The 16,406-nt window shown below is 68.7% G+C and carries 14 protein-coding genes; all 14 read right to left on the bottom strand.

What is annotated here, in order from left to right; all coding sequences use genetic code 11:
* Nucleotides 1-71 precede the first annotated feature (71 nt).
* Nucleotides 72-659, bottom strand: a complete 588-nt coding sequence (locus ACZ9GM_RS14820) for a hypothetical protein (protein WP_291476295.1) — start codon at nt 657-659, stop codon at nt 72-74.
* Nucleotides 660-819: 160 nt separating this feature from the next.
* On the bottom strand, nt 820-1,119 hold the full coding sequence (locus ACZ9GM_RS14815; RefSeq protein ID WP_291476297.1) for a hypothetical protein: 300 nt from the start codon (nt 1,117-1,119) through the stop codon (nt 820-822).
* 306 nt (nt 1,120-1,425) lie between these two features.
* Entirely contained in the window at nt 1,426-2,634 is a 1,209-nt protein-coding gene (locus ACZ9GM_RS14810; RefSeq protein ID WP_291476299.1) for an acetate kinase, read from the bottom strand.
* Nucleotides 2,635-2,654: 20 nt separating this feature from the next.
* Nucleotides 2,655-4,088, bottom strand: a complete 1,434-nt coding sequence (pta, locus tag ACZ9GM_RS14805) for a phosphate acetyltransferase (protein ID WP_291476300.1) — start codon at nt 4,086-4,088, stop codon at nt 2,655-2,657.
* Between the two features lie 114 nt (nt 4,089-4,202).
* On the bottom strand, nt 4,203-5,162 hold the full coding sequence (locus ACZ9GM_RS14800; protein ID WP_291476301.1) for a sulfite exporter TauE/SafE family protein: 960 nt from the start codon (nt 5,160-5,162) through the stop codon (nt 4,203-4,205).
* On the bottom strand, nt 5,159-5,482 hold the full coding sequence (locus ACZ9GM_RS14795) for a hypothetical protein (RefSeq protein WP_476038380.1): 324 nt from the start codon (nt 5,480-5,482) through the stop codon (nt 5,159-5,161). Before ACZ9GM_RS14795 ends, ACZ9GM_RS14800 begins: the two co-directional genes overlap by 4 nt.
* The gene (locus ACZ9GM_RS14790; protein ID WP_291476302.1) at nt 5,479-6,177 is read right to left on the bottom strand and encodes a sirohydrochlorin chelatase; all 699 of its coding nucleotides are present in this window, start codon (nt 6,175-6,177) and stop codon (nt 5,479-5,481) included. The genes ACZ9GM_RS14795 and ACZ9GM_RS14790 overlap by 4 nt, the downstream gene beginning before the upstream one ends.
* 21 nt (nt 6,178-6,198) lie before the next feature.
* Nucleotides 6,199-7,506, bottom strand: coding sequence for a sulfate adenylyltransferase subunit 1 (locus tag ACZ9GM_RS14785; protein ID WP_291476304.1), 1,308 nt, complete (start codon nt 7,504-7,506; stop codon nt 6,199-6,201).
* Nucleotides 7,506-8,474 (bottom strand): sulfate adenylyltransferase subunit CysD, encoded by a 969-nt coding sequence (gene cysD, locus ACZ9GM_RS14780; protein WP_476038273.1) that lies wholly within the window; start codon nt 8,472-8,474, stop codon nt 7,506-7,508. Before cysD ends, ACZ9GM_RS14785 begins: the two co-directional genes overlap by 1 nt.
* Nucleotides 8,456-9,295 carry a phosphoadenylyl-sulfate reductase gene (locus ACZ9GM_RS14775; protein WP_476038272.1) on the bottom strand — a complete coding sequence of 280 codons (840 nt, stop codon included), beginning with the start codon at nt 9,293-9,295 and terminating at the stop codon, nt 8,456-8,458. Before ACZ9GM_RS14775 ends, cysD begins: the two co-directional genes overlap by 19 nt.
* 208 nt (nt 9,296-9,503) lie before the next feature.
* Nucleotides 9,504-11,273, bottom strand: coding sequence for an ABC transporter ATP-binding protein (locus ACZ9GM_RS14770; RefSeq protein WP_476038271.1), 1,770 nt, complete (start codon nt 11,271-11,273; stop codon nt 9,504-9,506).
* Nucleotides 11,270-12,883, bottom strand: coding sequence for an ABC transporter transmembrane domain-containing protein (locus ACZ9GM_RS14765; protein ID WP_291476310.1), 1,614 nt, complete (start codon nt 12,881-12,883; stop codon nt 11,270-11,272). The genes ACZ9GM_RS14770 and ACZ9GM_RS14765 overlap by 4 nt, the downstream gene beginning before the upstream one ends.
* Before the next feature lie 89 nt (nt 12,884-12,972).
* Nucleotides 12,973-13,167 (bottom strand): hypothetical protein, encoded by a 195-nt coding sequence (locus tag ACZ9GM_RS14760; RefSeq protein WP_291476312.1) that lies wholly within the window; start codon nt 13,165-13,167, stop codon nt 12,973-12,975.
* On the bottom strand, nt 13,164-16,298 hold the full coding sequence (locus ACZ9GM_RS14755) for a nitrite/sulfite reductase (RefSeq protein ID WP_476038270.1): 3,135 nt from the start codon (nt 16,296-16,298) through the stop codon (nt 13,164-13,166). The genes ACZ9GM_RS14760 and ACZ9GM_RS14755 overlap by 4 nt, the downstream gene beginning before the upstream one ends.
* Nucleotides 16,299-16,406: the final 108 nt, after the last annotated feature.

Raw genomic sequence — 16,406 nt, 5'->3', positions numbered from 1 at the left:
GATTTCACCCCACGCTGATGCAGGTGCGATATCCCACACTGCTTCACCCCCTGACCTGTTGACCCCGCCTGTCAGCTCCGACCTCCGAGCCTCCTCCGGCAGACTTCCACCCCGCCATCCACTGTCTCAGCAAGCAGGTCCGGATCAGCCAGATGCCCCTGGGTAATTCGCAGGACATGCCACTCCAGGTTCGTCAACTGCGTGTTCACCTTCGAATCCCGGTCGCGACGTTCAAGACCGAGGTGCGCCGCACCGTCATACTGCAGTGCCAGCCGGAGCACCGGATCTCCGAGGTCAAGACGTGCGACGATCTTCGGCCCCCGACGGCGTGCCGACCATTCGGCCGACGTCAGACGTCGACGTCTCCCCCACTGTTCACCACCGGTGTGGACCGGATCTGCGACCGAGCCGTCAGCCCGGACAACCAGCTGAGGTATCAGCCCCCCTGTTCCCTCCAGCCCCGCCACCGCAAGACGCATCACCGTCTCCATCGGCGATTCCCCACCCTGGTCAGCATGTCTCGCCAACCTGCGGAGCAGACGTGCATCCACCAGACCGCGGCATGCGGCAGCCAGGTCACCTGGAGGAACACCGAAGAGTGCCGAGAACATGTCAAGCACCTGGATCACCTGGAGGTCACGGGTCGACCATCCTGCCACCGGCAGCACTTTCCAGCGGTGCTCATCCCGGAGCACCGACTGCAGACAGTGTGCGACAGTCAGGACCGGCGGAGTGACCGTGTGGTTCCGGCACCGCGCATCCACCGACACCGCAGATACTTCAGCGACAAGCCCCTCCCTCCGTTGCCTCGTCACCTGGTCAGATTGTGGTCGCGAGACGACGGCGCCCGCCCGACAGGACGCAGGTGTCCGCATCGTCACAGAAGTAGGGCGCACCCCAGGCCGACCCTGCACTCCACGCGGCACCGGTCCAGTCCGGGCGCAGATCCAGGATGCGACGCAACCGGGTCAGGGCATCAACCCGGTAGGCGAGTTGACGGGGATGGTGCGCCGCCCCGGTGATGACGAGGGCTTCGGGCCGGACACTCTGCGTCGGCACCCACAACCCGTCGACCTCCGTGTAGAGATCGCCCAATGCTCCTTCGCTGAGCTCCGCCACGACCTCGTCCCGAGTGCCCGGCCGGTGCGCATTATGGACCCCGGCCGGCGGACGCCAGTGTCGGGCGATCCCCTTGTCTATAGCGTCACCTGCATACGGCATATGCCCCTCCCCCTCCCGGATCCCCCGACCCGGACGTGATATATCTGTCCCTGAATCACCGAGTGTGGCACAGCGTGGCGGAATATCGCACCCGGATTCAACTTTCATCTGGTAAGTGTCCAGGTGAGACCGACGCCATCAGCCGATGAGGTGCGATATTCCGCACCGACGGTGCCGTGGAAGAACGCCCCGTCAAGCGGTAGATCAGTTGTCCGCGAGCTCGGCGGCGGCCCGCGCGATGGCGAGCTCTTCGTTGGTCGGGACCACGAGAACCTTGACGGTGGAATCCTCGGTGGAGATGACCCGGGCCCCCTTGACGCCTGCCTCATTGTTGTTCAGCGCATCGTCGATCCTGATGCCGAAGTTCTCCAGGCCTGCCATGGTGTCGCGGCGGATACCGACGTGGTTCTCACCGACACCCGCGGTGAAAGAGATCGCGTCGAGGCGACCGAGCTCCAGCATGTAGGAACCGACATACTGGCGGACGCGGTGGACGTAGATGTCGTACGCCTCCTGGGCGTCCTGCTCCCCCTCGTTGATGAGCTCCTGGAGCAGGCGGAAGTCGTTGACCCCGCACAGGCCCTTGAGACCGGAACGACGGTTGAGCAGGGTGTCGATCTCGTCGATGCTCATCTTCGCCTCACGGGCGAGGTGGAAGATGACCGAGGGGTCGATGTCACCGGTACGGGTACCCATGACCAGACCTGCCAGCGGGGTGAGGCCCATGGAGGTGTCAATGGCTTTGCCGCCACGGATGGCGGAGGTCGAGGCACCGTTGCCCAGGTGGAGGGTGATCTGGTTGACGTCCTCGGCGGCCTTGCCGATGAGGGCGGGGACCTGCTCGGAGACGTACTGGTGGCTCGTGCCGTGGGCACCGTACCGGCGGATGTGGTACTGGTCGGCGATGTCGCGGTTGATGGCGTAGCGGGCCGCGGACTCCGGCAGGGAGTGGAAGAACGCGGTATCGAAGACGGCGACGTGGGGGACGTCCGGCAGCAGGGACTGGGCGTTCTCGATGCCGTCGAGGTTCGCCGGGTTGTGCAGCGGCGCCAGCGGGATCATGCCCCGGATCTCGTTCTTCACGGATTCGTCGATGATGACCGGCTCGTTGAAGACCGAGCCCCCCTGGACGACGCGGTGTCCGACAGCGTGGACGTCGAGGTCCTGCGGTCCCACGCCCAGCATGGACATCATGCCGAAGGCGCGCTCCAGACCGACGGAGTGGCTCAGGATCGGACGGCGGTCCTCGATGGTGTTGTTCTCGGTCACGATGCGGATGTGACCGCGGGACTCACCGATCTGCTCGACGAGACCGGAGAGGAAGGGCACGTCGGGGTTCTCCGCCTGCAGGTCGAGGACCTGGAACTTGATCGAGGAGGAACCGGAGTTGAGGACCAGAATGTGCTGCGTCATGGCTGTGTATGCTCTTTCGGTTAGTTGCCGGCCTGGATGGCGGTGATGGCGACGGTGTTCACGATGTCCGGGACGGTGGCTCCGCGGGACAGGTCGTTGACGGGCTTGTTCAGCCCCTGGAGGATCGGGCCGACGGCCAGTGCGTCAGCGGTGCGCTGGACCGCCTTGTAGGTGATGTTTCCGCTGTTGAGGTCAGGGAAGACGAAGACGGTGGCCTTACCGGCGACATCGGAGCCGGGCAGCTTCTTCTGGCCCACCGACTCGACGACGGCGGCGTCGAACTGCAGCGGGCCGTCCACGCTGAGGTCCCCCGAGGACTCGCGGGCGATGGTCACAGCCTCGGCGACCGCCTCGACGTCCTCACCGGCGCCGGAGGACCCGGTGGAGAAGGACAGCATGGCGACCTTCGGGTCGATGCCGAACTGCGCGGCGGTCTTCGCGGACACCACGGCGATCTCGGCGAGCTGTGCCGGAGTGGGGTTCGGGTTGACCGCGCAGTCACCGAACGCCCAGAGGACGCCGTCCATGACCATGAGGAAGATCGAGGAGACGATGGACGCCTCGGGCACGGTCTTGATGATCTGGAAGCTGGGCTTGATGGTGTGCGCGGTGGTGTGCGCGGCACCGGAGACCATGCCGTCGGCCAGGCCGAGGTGGATCATCATCGTCGCGTAGTAGCTGATGTCCTTCATGGTCTCGCGGGCCTCGTCGAGGGAGACCCCCTTTGCCTTGCGTAGCTCGGCGAACTCCTCGGCGAAACGCTCGAGGTCGTCGCCCTCGGTCGGGTCGGTGAGCGTGGCACCGGAAATGTCGAGGCCGAGTTCGTGGGCACGGGCGGCCATGGCGGGCGGGTCACCCAGGATGGTCAGTTCACAGACCTTCTTCTCGAGCAGCTGGTGGGCTGCGGTGAGGATGCGGTCGTCATCACCTTCAGGAAGCACGATGTGCGCCTTGGCGGCACGGGCCTGGATGATGAGGTTGCGCTCGAAGACCTCCGGTCCGATGACCGGGGTGGACGCCTCGGCTTCGTCGACCTTGTCGAGGGCGAGGAACGGGACGGCGGTACCTTCCGCCTCCAGGGCGGAGGAACCGTGGGTGCCGTCCATCACGGCGATACCACGGGGCGCACGACCGACACGCACCAGCTGTCCGGCGACCTGCTGCAACTGGAGGTGGTCCTGTTCACCCGCGGCGACGAGGAACTGGGGGACGCCGACGGCGGCGGCGAGGCGGGAGTCGAACATCGGCTCGCCGGTACCGACGAGGACCCCGTCACGGTCTCCGAGTGCGACATCGAGTGCCTCGCTGAAGTCCGGGGCCGAGGGACGCAGTGTGTCGAAGATGTCGGTGACATCTCCGACATCGGGGCCGTGGCCGGCGGAGAGCGTGCTGATGAGCTCTCCCCGACGCCCGGCTGCGGTGGCGATCGGACTGAGCACTGCGCGGACTGTCACTGAAATCTCCTGGAGTCGTCTACTGCTGTGGTGCGGTCTACATGAACGTTACTATTGTGCACGGAACCACAGTCGGTGACCAACGCCACAGGAGTGGGAGGAACCACACCCCCTCTAACCTGTGGTAAAAGCTCCCGGAGCGGGGGCACCCGCGTTGTCCACAGGTCCACTCTCCGCCGCGTCCTCCGCCTGCCTGACGGCCCGTCGGCGCAGCAGCACACGGGTCAGGACCACGGCGACGACCACCACGACAACGGTGACGATCGCGGCACCGCCCCAGCCGAGGGCGTTGATGACGCGCACCCCGTTGAGCACGATGAGCAGTGCGCCCACGACCGCGCCCAGGACGTCGGGGTTGATGACCGTCACCACCCAGGCGGCGATGGGCGCACCGATCAGTCCGCCGATGAGCAGTCCAAGCACCGGCTGCCAGGACCCGTGGACCTGCTCCAGGCCGAAGATGAATCCGAGGGACGCAGACACCGCGACGAGGAACTCGGCGGTGTTCACGGTGCCGATGATCTTGCGGGGCTCACGACGTCCGACACTGAGCAGTGTCGACGTGGTGACCGGGCCCCAGCCGCCGCCGCCGGTCGCGTCGAGGAAACCGCCGCCGAGTCCGAGGGCGGCCAGACCGAACCTGCCACGGGCGGCCGGTGGGTGAGGCGTGCCGGCGCCGTCGGCGAACTCGGAGCGCTGCCGCCGCTTCCAGGGCAGCGCAACGCTGCGTACCAGCACATAGGCACCCAGCAACAGCAGGATGGTGGAGACCACCGGCTCGGCAGACTCGGTCGACAGACCCGACAGCACCGTCGCACCGGCAAAGGCGCCGACCGCACCGGGGACTCCGAGGAAGAGCACGGTCGGCCAATGGACGTTGTTGAGCTTCCAGTGGGCGAGCCCGGAGAAAAGCGTCGTCCCGACCTCGGCGAAGTGCACCGCGGCGCTGGCCTGGGCGGGGGCCGCGCCGGAGAGGATCAGCGCGGTGGTGGCGGTGATGCCGAAGGCCATGCCGAGGGCACCGTCGACAAGCTGGGCGAGCAGCCCGGCCACGGCGAAGAGCAGGAGCTTCATCCGGCGTTCCTTTCTCGGGCCCGGTGGGCGGTCAGTGGGGCGACAGCGGTGTCCAGGGGGACGCCGGTGGTGACGGACAGGTTGTCCGGCAGTGAGGAAAGGACGTCAACGGCGGCGTCCCACAGTGTTCCGGGCGAGATGAACAACGGTGCGACATGTACCGGTCCGGTGGCGCGGCGTACCGCGTCCACCAGAGCGTCCACGCCCCCAGAGGGGCCGGTGGCGGTGACGAGTTCGGCGGTGATGCCGAAGGCCATGCCGAGGGCACCGTCGACAAGCTGGGCGAGCAGCCCGGCCACGGCGAAGAGCAGGAGCTTCATCCGGCGTTCCTTTCTCGGGCCCGGTGGGCGGTCAGTGGGGCGACAGCGGTGTCCAGGGGGACGCCGGTGGTGACGGACAGGTTGTCCGGCAGTGAGGAAAGGACGTCAACGGCGGCGTCCCACAGTGTTCCGGGCGAGATGAACAACGGTGCGACATGTACCGGTCCGGTGGCGCGGCGTACCGCGTCCACCAGAGCGTCCACGCCCCCAGAGGGGCCGGTGGCGGTGACGAGTTCGGCGGTGATGCCGGCCCGACCACCGCTGTCGATGGCGAGGTCGGCGACCGTCTCATTCGCCCCGGACACCGAGGACCCCACGGAGTAGAGGACAAGGTGCCCGGTGCCGGGCGGGATGCGGGACGCCAGCAGCTCCGCCACATCCGCACCGGTTCCGATTCCTTCGGCCAGGGTGAATGCCACGCCGGTGGCCGCGGTCGCTTCGGCGAGAGCCTCGGGGACATCGTGGCGCATGTGGAAGGCGCGGGTGAACAGCAGTGGGACGACGGTCGCCCGCCGGTACCCTTCTGCGGCGAGCAGATGGGCGACGGTGGTGAGCGTCAGAGGTGAGAAGTCCAGGTAGGAGGGCTGTGCCGGAGCTCCGGTGAGAGCGGAGACCGCATCGGCGATGCGGGCGACGGCGGCGTCCGCCTCCGGGTGCCTGGACCCGTGTGCGAGGAGAACGACCGGCGTCACCATGTGCGGTACCTGGTCCTGTGCCTAGTCGACCGAGGTGACCAGACCGGCGGTGAGGGTGTCACCGTCGCCCGGGCTGATCAGCAGGAAGGAACCCACCCGTCCGCCGCGGCGGTAGGACTCGACCGGCAGCGGCTCGGCCACGGTGACGCGGACCTCGGCGATGTCGTTGAGCTCGAGCTGGGTGCCGAGGTCGCCCCGGGCCTCATCCTCATCGAGGATGTGGACGCGGCGGATGATCTCGTCGACGCGGGCCCGGACGGTGGCGGTGCCGTAGCGGAGCAGGACATTGCCGCGCACCCGGACCGGGGACTCGGCGAGCTGGAAGACCAGGGCCTTGAAGCTGTTGACCGCGGCCGGGATGGCGTCGGAGTCGGTGGCGGTGGCGATGAGGTCACCGCGGGCGATGTCGATGTCGTCGGCCAGGCGCAGGGTGACGGACTCGCCGCGGGCGGCGCTCTCCTGGGCTCCACCGGGACCGTCGATGCCGATGACGGTGCTGGCGCGTCCGCCGGCGCCACCGATGGTGACCTCGTCACCGACGGAGACGGAGCCGGAAGTCAGGCGACCGGCGTAGCCGCGGTAGTCGCTGGCGTGGTCGCGGATGACGACCTGGACCGGGAAACGCAGACCGCGCTCCGTGCCGGCGTTGATGCGGGCCGGCTGGGCGGTTTCGAGGATCTCGAGGACGGACGGGCCGTCGTACCAGGGGGTGTTCTCCGAACGGGTCACGACATTGTCGCCGAGCAGTGCGGAGGTCGGCACGATGTCGACCTTCGGCAGGTCCAGCTCGGTGGCCAGGGCCCTGACATCGGCGGAGATCCCGTCGAAGACCTCCTGGGAGAAGTCGACGGCGTCGATCTTGTTCACGGCGACGATGACGTGCGAGGTGCGCATCATCGCGGCGACGGTGAGGTGTCGCTTCGTCTGCTCGATGACGCCGTTGCGGGCGTCGATGAGCACGATGACCAGCTCAGAGGTGGACAGACCGGTGACGGTGTTCCGGGTGTACTGCACGTGCCCGGGGCAGTCCGCGAGGATGAAGGAACGCTTGTCGGTGGCGAAGTAGCGGTAGGCCACGTCGATGGTGATGCCCTGCTCACGCTCGGCACGCAGTCCGTCGACCAGCAGGGACAGGTCCGGGTTCTCCAGACCCTTGGCGGCCGAGACGCGCTGGACGGCCTCGAACTGGTCGGCGAGGATGGACTTCGTGTCGTGGAGCAGACGGCCGACGAAGGTTGACTTGCCGTCGTCGACTGAGCCGGCGGTGCACAGCCGCAGGGTGGGCAGAGCAGTGGTCACGGTGTCGTTCTCCAGGGTTGCGGCGGTCATCAGAAGTAGCCTTCCTTCTTGCGGTCCTCCATGGAGGACTCGGAGAGTTTGTCGTCGGCCCGGGTGGCGCCGCGTTCGGTGGTGGTGGAGGCCTTGATCTCCTCGATGACGTCGTCGATGGTGGCGGCGTCGGAGAGCACGGCACCGGTGCAGGACATGTCGCCCACGGTGCGGTAGCGCACGGTCTTCGTCTCGACCGTCTCACCCTCCTTCGGGCCGCCCCACTCACCGGCGGTCAGCCACATGCCACCACGGTTGAAGACCTCACGCTGGTGGGAGTAGTAGATCTCCGGGATCTCCACGTTGCGGGCCTTGATGTAGTCCCAGATGTCCGCCTCGGTCCAGTTGGAGATCGGGAAGACGCGGATGTTCTCGCCTGCCTGGTGGCGACCGTTGTAGAGGCCCCACAGCTCCGGACGCTGACGCCGCGGGTTCCAGCCGCCGAAAGAGTCGCGCACGGAGAAGACGCGCTCCTTGGCGCGGGCCTTCTCCTCGTCGCGGCGGGCACCGCCGAGCACGGCGTCGTAGCCACGGTTCTGGATCGTCTCGACGAGCGGGACGGTCTGCAGCGGGTTACGGGTGCCGTCGGGACGCTCCTGGACGGCGCCGGAGTCGATCCAGTCCTGGACGTGGGCGACGTGGAGGCTGATCCGCGGGTCGGCGGCGATGCGCTCGCGGAACTCGATGACCTCCGGGAAGTTGTGGCCGGTGTCGACGTGGATGAGCTCGAAGGGCACGGCGGCCGGGGCGAAGGCCCGCTTGGCGAGCTCGAGGACGACGACCGAGTCCTTGCCGGAGGAGAACAGCAGGCCCGGCTTGTCGAACTGGCCGGCGACCTCGCGGAGGATCTCCATGGCCTCCGCCTCGAGGCTCGCGAGGTGGGGGCTGAGCTGGCTGTCAGTGGTTTCAGTGGTTTCAGTGGTTTCAGTGGTTTCAGGCGTTGCAGTGGTCACAGGTGGAGTCCGCATTCTGTCTTGGTGGAACCGGCCCAGCGGCCGGAACGGGGATCTTCGCCGGGGGCGACGGGCAGGGTGCAGGTGGCGCAGCCGATCGAGGGGTACCCCTGCTTCGTCAGGGGGTGGATGATCAGGTCGTGGTCCTCGATGTAGTCCTCGACGTCCTGGTCGGTCCATGCCGCGATCGGGTTGATCTTCAGCCGGCCGGTGCGGTCGACGTCGAGGATCGGGGTGTCCTTACGCAGTTCGCTGTCGACCCGCTTCACACCGGAGATCCACGCCTCGTAGGGGTTGAGCATCCGGGCGAGCGGCTCGACCTTGCGCATCCGGCAGCAGGCGGTCGGGTTGGAACGGTAGAGGTTCGCCCCGTACTCCCGGTCCTGCTCCTCGACGGAGAGGACGGGCTCGACGGTCTTCAGCGGCAGGCTGTAGCGCTCATCGACCTCGCGGGCGACATCCATCGTCTCGTCGAAGTGGTAGCCGGTGTCCAGGAACACGAGTTCCGCGTCATGCACGCGGCCCTGGGCGAGCTCGGCGAGGACAGTGTCCTGCATGGACATGGTCACCGCGACGGTGCCGGTGACGTACTCGTTGACCCAGTCGAGGATCTCCTCAGCGCTCTTCCCGTCGAGCCGGTCATTCCATTCGTCGACCAGGGCCTGGTGGGCGGCACTCTGCTCGGCGGTGAGGTGGGTGGTGGTCGTGGGCGCGCCCGCGGGGCTGACCTCGGGGTCCCTCCGGGGCCGGTCAGGGGTGTCTGCGGCGGCGGTGCCGCCGAGCCCCACGAGACCGGTCAGCGCCGTGATGCCGGCACCTGCTCCCGTGTTCGTCATGGCTGTTCTTCCCTGCTCTTCTCTGGTGGTCTTCTCTGGCGCGACCGGCCCGTCGTCAACAGACCGGTCGGTCTAATGCTGCACCAGACTAGACCACTCGGTTCACCATGAGCAACAGGGATTGACCGTACCCCTACAGGAGGTCTTTGTACCTACAGGTCAGCGTGAATAAAACTCCCAGACAGAGAGGTCTACCCACGCGACCGGCTCACCGCCCCCGCGACCACACCGACCACAGTTCGGCGTAGCGTCCGCCGGACGCCACCAGGTCGTCATGGGAGCCCCGCTCCACGATCCGACCATCCTCCATGACGAGGATCTCGTCGGCCTGACGCGCCTGGTCCAGCCGGTGCGCCACCGTCAGCGCGGTGCGCCCGTCCGTCAACCGCCGGGCGGCATCCTCCAGGGCCCGGGCCCCGGCCGACCCTGCCTCTGCCGTCGCCTCGTCGAGCACGACCACCTTCGGGTCGCGCAGCAGCACCCGGGCCAGGGCGAGCTGCTGGGCCACCACCGGATCCGGGAGGACGCCACGGGCGCCGACCTCGGTGTCCAACCCGTCCGACAACGTCGCCAGCCACCCGTCGGCACCCACCGCCACCAGCGTCTCAGACAGCGCGCCATCGGTGGCGTCGGGGGCGGCGAGCAGCAGGTCGTCGCGCAGTGTCCCGGAGAACACGTGGACCTCCTGGGAGACCAACGCCAGACGGGCGGCACGCTCGGAGTCCGACAGTGCGGTCACCGGCACCCCGTCCACCGTCACCTCTCCCGCGGTCGGTTCACGCAGCCCTGCCAGCAGCGTGGCCACCGTGGTCTTGCCCGCACCGGACGCCCCCACCAGGGCCACCGTCCTCCCCGGTTCGATCCGGAAGTTGACGTCGGACACGGCCCAGGAATCCTCCCCGTAACGAAACGCGACGTCCTTGAGGACGACCTCACCACGGGCCTCCGGCGCACCGGCGTCCGGCACCGGTCGCGGCGGGTCGACGGTCACGCCGATGATGCGGGCCAGCGAGGCGTAGCCGGACTGGGCGGCGTCCAGCACGCGCATCACCTGCTGCAGCGGTCCGCGCACGCGGATGATCATCAGCGCGGCGCCGGTGACCGAGCCGACGCCGAGTGTCCCGCGGTCGACGAGGACGAAACCGAGCACCAGCGCGGAGGTGATCATCACGAACTCGGCGCCGAGCATCCGGTTGAGCAGCCGGACCATCACACGGTTCGCTGCGACGGCGTTGTCCACCACCGACCAGGACGCGTCGCTGATCCGGTCGTGCATGTCGCGCTCCATCCGGAACGCCCGGACCGTCTTCCGGCCGTGGATCGCCTCGAGCACCCGTCGCGCCCGCAGACCCATCGAGGCCCGCTCCGCGGCGAAGAGCTGCGGTGCCTTGCGCAGGTAGGCCCGGGCGGCGAGCCAGTACACCGGGGAGACCAGCAGGATCACGGCGAGGAACCGCCAGTCGACGGTGAGCAGTCCGATGCCGGTCGCGGCGATGACGAACACCGCCCCGGACAGCACCGGCAGAACCTCCATCACCGCCGAGGAGGTCTGGGCGACATCGTCGGTGGAGCGACTGACGACGTCGCCGGTGCCGGCGTCCTCCACCCGGTGCGTCGGCAGACCGAGGGCCGTCCCGACCATCTCCTCACGCAGGTTGGCGATGAGCCGTTCCGACAGCCTGGCCAACAGGAAGTAGCCCGCACCGTCGGTGACTCCCGCGATGACCGCGGCGGCGGCCATGAGCCCGGCGGTGCGCCACAGGTCACCGTCGGTGCCGGAGGTCGCGATGTCGACGATGCGCCCCATCAGCCGAGGTACGGAGACCGTGCACCAGGCACCGATGCCGAGCAGTACGGCGGCGGCCAGCGCCTGCCACCACGCACCCGGCACCGCCTTCAGCTGCCGGACGATATCCCGGCGGGCCTGGGTCCAGGTCGCCAGCGGGAACGCCTGGATCTCTGAGGTGGTCGGGGTCATGCGTGCACCTCCGCCAGGGCCGCGTCGAGGTCGGCGGCGTCCCACCGGGTGGTGGCGGCGACCTGCCAGGCCGGCGCCTCGGACAGGACGAGGACGCGGTGACCGGTGCCTGTGTAGCGGGCGGCGACCCGCTCGGCGATGTGCTGTTCGGTGACCGAATCCACCGCCGTGGTCGGGTCGGCGAGCACCAGCAGTTCAGGGTCGGCGGCGATCGCCCGGGCCAGCGCGACACGCTGGCGCTGACCACCGGAGAGGCGTCGCCCTCCCTCCCCCACCGGACGTCCGGGACCGCCGGGGATGTCCGCGCAATCGGCCACCTCCAGTGCCTCGGCGGCGACCACCGGGTCGGGGTGGACGTTGTCGCGCAACGGGCCGTCGAAGAGATCTGCCGCGTGCGGGGCGACGATCACGCGGTCGCGGGGCATGCGCAGCAGGGAATCCGTCACCTCCCCGGCACGGGCGATGTCGCGGACGACGGTGACGCCGACCGGCACGGCGTCGATGAGTGCCTGCGTCTCGGTGTCCGTCGCCTCGTCCGGGGTGGCGTAGGGGGCGGTGAGCACGCTGACGACGCGTCGGGCGGACGCGGCGGAGATCGCGACCCGGGTGGCGAAGTTGCGGCCCAGCATCGTCATCGGGTGGACAACGTACTGGGACAGGCCGACGACGGTGATGAGCTGCCCGACGGTGAGGCCGTCGTGCAGGGCGAGCCAGCCGGCGGCGACACCGACGGCCACGACGTACACGGCACCGATGGACTGGGTGGTGGCAGTGAGCCGCGCCTCGGCGGCGTTCGCGGCGACCGTGGCATGGTAGGCCTTCTCGGAGTACCCGCGGTAGCGGGCCTTCATCGTGGAGACGACGCCGAGGCCCTTGATGATCCGCAGCCCCTGGACCGCGTCGGTGGCGACCGAGGCGGTGCGGGCCAGGGCCTGCTGCCGCGCCCCTGCTCTGCTGCGCAGCGGTCGGGCGGCGCGGACCGAGAGCAGGACCACGGCCGGGGCGCCGAGCAGCACGGCGAGACCGAGGCGCCAGTCGACGGTGAGGACGACGGCGGCGACGTAGAGGATCGACCCGAGCTCCGCGACCGGGAAAACCGTCATGACGATGATGTCGGCGGCCCTGTTGGCGTCGGTGCTGGCGATGGACAGCAGGCCGCCGGCGGTGCGTTCGCCTCCGGCCCCCTCGCGACCGATGCCCCGAGGGTCCTGGATCCGGTCTGTCACCGCGGTGCGGACGTCATGGCTGACCTGCTGGAGGATCATTTCCAGGAAGCGGCGTCCCAGCCAGACGGAGACGCCGTTGAACAGGAAGAGCAGGCCGAGAATGCCGACCCACAGGAAGAGGTGACCGCCGTCGCCGGTGGCGACGGCGTCGTCGATGGCGCGACCGACGACAACGGAGGTGGTGGCGTTGCAGATGAAACCGAGCAGCATTCCGCCGGAGGCGAGGAACTGCCGGGGACGCTGCGAGAAGGCGACCTTGAGAAGCCACCGGGGGTCGTCAGGGGCGGGGAGGCGCGAGCGCCGGACGCTGAGCAACCCTGAGGTGAGGATCCTGCTGTCCGGCTGTGGTGCCTGGTGTTCCCGCTGCTCCTGCTGTACCGCCATGGAGGCCGAGGTTACCCCATACCTGAACTGCGACGAAGACTGTAGGACGCCGCGACCGCGGCACTACAGGAAGCAGTCGGACCGGGCGGTCAGACGCCGCGGGGCAGCTGGCCGTGGAGCTTCACCGAGAACACCCGGCGGCAGTCACGGCACTCCCAGGCGTTGTCCGTCTCCGGGTCCGGCCACAGGTTCTCCGAGGCGCAGTACGGGCAGTGCATCACGGTGGCTCTCCTGGGGTTCGGGTGGGCGGACTTCCCGCTGATGTCGTTGTTGGCGTCCTTCACTGGAGCTGCTCCTCCGGCGCACGGAGCACCCAGTCACGGAACTGCTCGTCGACGCTGGTGCGGTTTTCCTTGTAGTTCTCCACGACGCGGACGACATAGTCGTCCAGGTCGGCGGACGTGACCTTGTGGCCGCGCAGCTTCTTACCCCAGTCGGGGTGCATGCCCAGCGCACCGCCGAGGTGCACCTGGAAGCCCTCGACCCGGTTGCCGTCATCATCGGTGACGATCTGACCCTTGAGGCCGATGTCCGCGACCTGCGTCCGGGCACACGAGTTCGGGCAGCCGTTGAGGCTGATCTTCAGCGGCACGTCGAGGTCACCGAGCTTCTCCTCGAGCTGGTCGGCCAGGTCGATCGCCCGCTTCTTGGTGGTGACCAGGGCGAGCTTGCAGAACTCCAGGCCGGTGCAGGAGATGATGTCGCGACGGAAGCTGGACGGCCTGGCCGACAGTCCCTCCTTCTCCAGGGCATCGGTGAGGTCGTCCACGGCGTCCTGCTCGAGGCCGAGGAAGATGAGTTCCTTGTCCGGGGTGGTGCGGATCTGCGTGATCCCACGCTCCTCAGCCAGATCGGCCAGGCGGATGAGCTGGTCACCCTCGGTGTGGCCCACGGTCGGCTTCACACCGACGTAGAACTTCCCGTCCCGCTGCTCGTGGACACCGACGTGGTCGCGGTAGCCCGGCCAGACCTCCGGCTCAGGGCCGTCGATGAGCGCGTGACCGACGTAGTCCTCCTCGAGGACGCGGCGGAACTTCTCCACACCCCAGTCGGCCACGAGGAACTTCAGGCGGGCACGGTTGCGCAGCTTGCGGTAACCGTAGTCGCGGAAGATCCGGACGACGCCGGCCCACACCTGCGGGACCTCGTCGAGGGGGACCCATACGCCGAGACGCTGGGCGAACATCGGGTTGGTCGACAGACCGCCACCGACCCAGAGGTCGAAGCCGGGGCCGTGCTCCGGATGCTCGGAGCCGATGAAGGAGACGTCCTGGATCTCATGGGTGACATCCTGGCGACGGTTGCCCGAGATGGCCGTCTTGAACTTGCGGGGCAGGTTGGTGAACTCGTCCCGGGTGAGCCAGTTCTCCTTGATCTCACGGATCGCCGGGGTGGCGTCGATGATCTCGTCCTTGGAGACCCCGGCGACCGGGGAACCCAGGACGACGCGGGGCACGTCACCGCAGCCGAAGAAGGTGTCCAGGTTGACGGCGGCGAGCCGGTCCCAGATCTCCGGGACGTCCTCGATACGGATCCAGTGCAGCTGGATGTTCTGCCGGTCGGTGAAGTCGGCGGTGTTGCGGGCGAAGTCCGCTGAGATCCCGCCGATGACGCGCAGCTGCTGCGGGGTGACCTGACCACCGTCAAGGCGGATACGCATCATGAAGTAGCGGTCCTGCAACTCGGCGTTGGTCAGGGTGCCGGTCTGCTCACCGTCCATGTCCTGACGGCGCTGGGTGTACATGCCGATCCACTTGAAGCGGGGGGCGAGGTCCTCGGGCGGGATCGAGTCGAAGCCCTGCTTCGAGTAGATCTCGCGGACGCGGTCTGCCACGGCGAGGCCGGCGTCCTCCTGCTTGATGCGCTCGTCACCGTTGAGCGGGTCCCTGCCGTCGATGAGCCACTGGCCCTGCGGCTTCGGCGCCTTGCGGTCTTCCTTCTCCTCCTCGGTGAGGACCTTGGGGACGGGCGGAGCGTCGGCGATGGCCTTCTCCAGGGCCGCAGTGGCCTTCTGGACGGCCTTGGACGCCTTGAGCTCGTCCCAGCGTGCCTTGCGGGCCGCGGAGAAGAGGTCGGAATTGCCCGGCTCCGCCTCGGCGGCGGCTTCGGCCTTCAGGGTGGCGGTGGCGAACCCGTTCTGTGTCTCCTCGGCGGCAGCGAGGGCCTCGCGGGCCTCGACGACGGCAGGGTCCTCGGCGGGGGTCTCGGGCGTGTGGGAGGTCTCGGGCTCGGCCGGGGCCTCCGCTTCTGTCACCGCCTCGGGCTCAGCGGCCGGTGCAGCGACAGCCGGAGCGGCACCGTGCAGTGCTGCTGCGGCAGCCACAGCCTGGGCGGCCTGCTGTGCGGCGGCGCGGGCGCTGCGGGCGGCCTCTGCCAGCAGTGCGTTGGCGGGGTCGGCTGCGGCGGCGCGCTCGGAGGCGTCCGCGGCGACCGCAAGCACCGAGGCACCCGAGCTGACCAGTGCGAGAGTGTCCTGGGTGAGCACCGGGGCGGCCTGGGCGGCAGCGGGGACCGGAGCAGCCTGGGAAGCCGGGGCTTCTTCCGCGACCTCCGGGGTGGACGCTGCAGCAGGGGCGGTGACGGGGACCTCAGTGGAAGTCTCAGCTGCCGTGTCCCCGGAGCTGCCGGCGTCGTCTGTCTCGTCAGCCTCGACCGCGGCCTTGCGGGCGCGCTTCAGTGCACGCGCGGCCTTCTTCTGTGCCGCACGCGCACGGCGGGCGGCGGCGGAGAGCTGTTTGTCCTCGGCATCCGCCTCCGCGGCAGCCTCCGCGGCTTCCGTCGCAGCCTCAGCGTCGGCGAGCAGACGCTCGGCGTCGGCGACGGTCAGCGGGCCGGCGGGTGCGACCTCGGCGGACTCGGCAACTTCGTCGGCGTCCTCCGCGTTGTCCGGGTCGTCGACCTCAGCGGTCCGCTCCTGTGCAACCTCGGCCGGTGCCGCAGCCGCAGCCTCGGCCTCGGCCTCGGCGAGCGCGGTGGCCGCCTTCTGCACGGCCTTGGTCCCCTTCAGCTCATCCCAGCGCGCTTTACGGGCGGCGGCGAAGAGACCGGAATTGCCCGGATCGGCCTCAGCAGCGGCGTCCGCCCTGACCGTGGCGGCAGCCAGCTCAGCCTGGGCGTCCTCGAGACGTCGCAGCTCAGAGCGTGCGGCCTCGAGCGGGGAGAGTTCCTCTGCCGGGGCGGTGTCAGCAGCGGCTCCGGCTTCCTCGGACGCGAGGGTCTCCTCGGCCTTCTTCAGCGCGCGCGCAGCACGGCGCTGGGCATTGCGCGCCTCACGGAGCTCGTCAGCGAGCTGTTCATTGTCCGGGTCAGCCTTGGCTGCGTCGGCGGCAGCCCTGGCCACCGCCGCAGCGTCCTCCTTGGCTGCGGCAGCCTTGCGGACCGCCTCACGGGAAGGCGAATCGGTTGCCGTGGTCATAGGCCCCTTCTCTCTGCACAGACAGTTCGGTCTAGTGATCGTCGGCGTCCCACACTAGACCGCTCGGTACATATCCACAACGCAGGGCCACCTCAATTCCGCTCCCCT

The organism is Corynebacterium sp. UD i78 (genome assembly GCF_056280545.1).
This window is presented reverse-complemented; position numbering and strand designations above follow the sequence as displayed.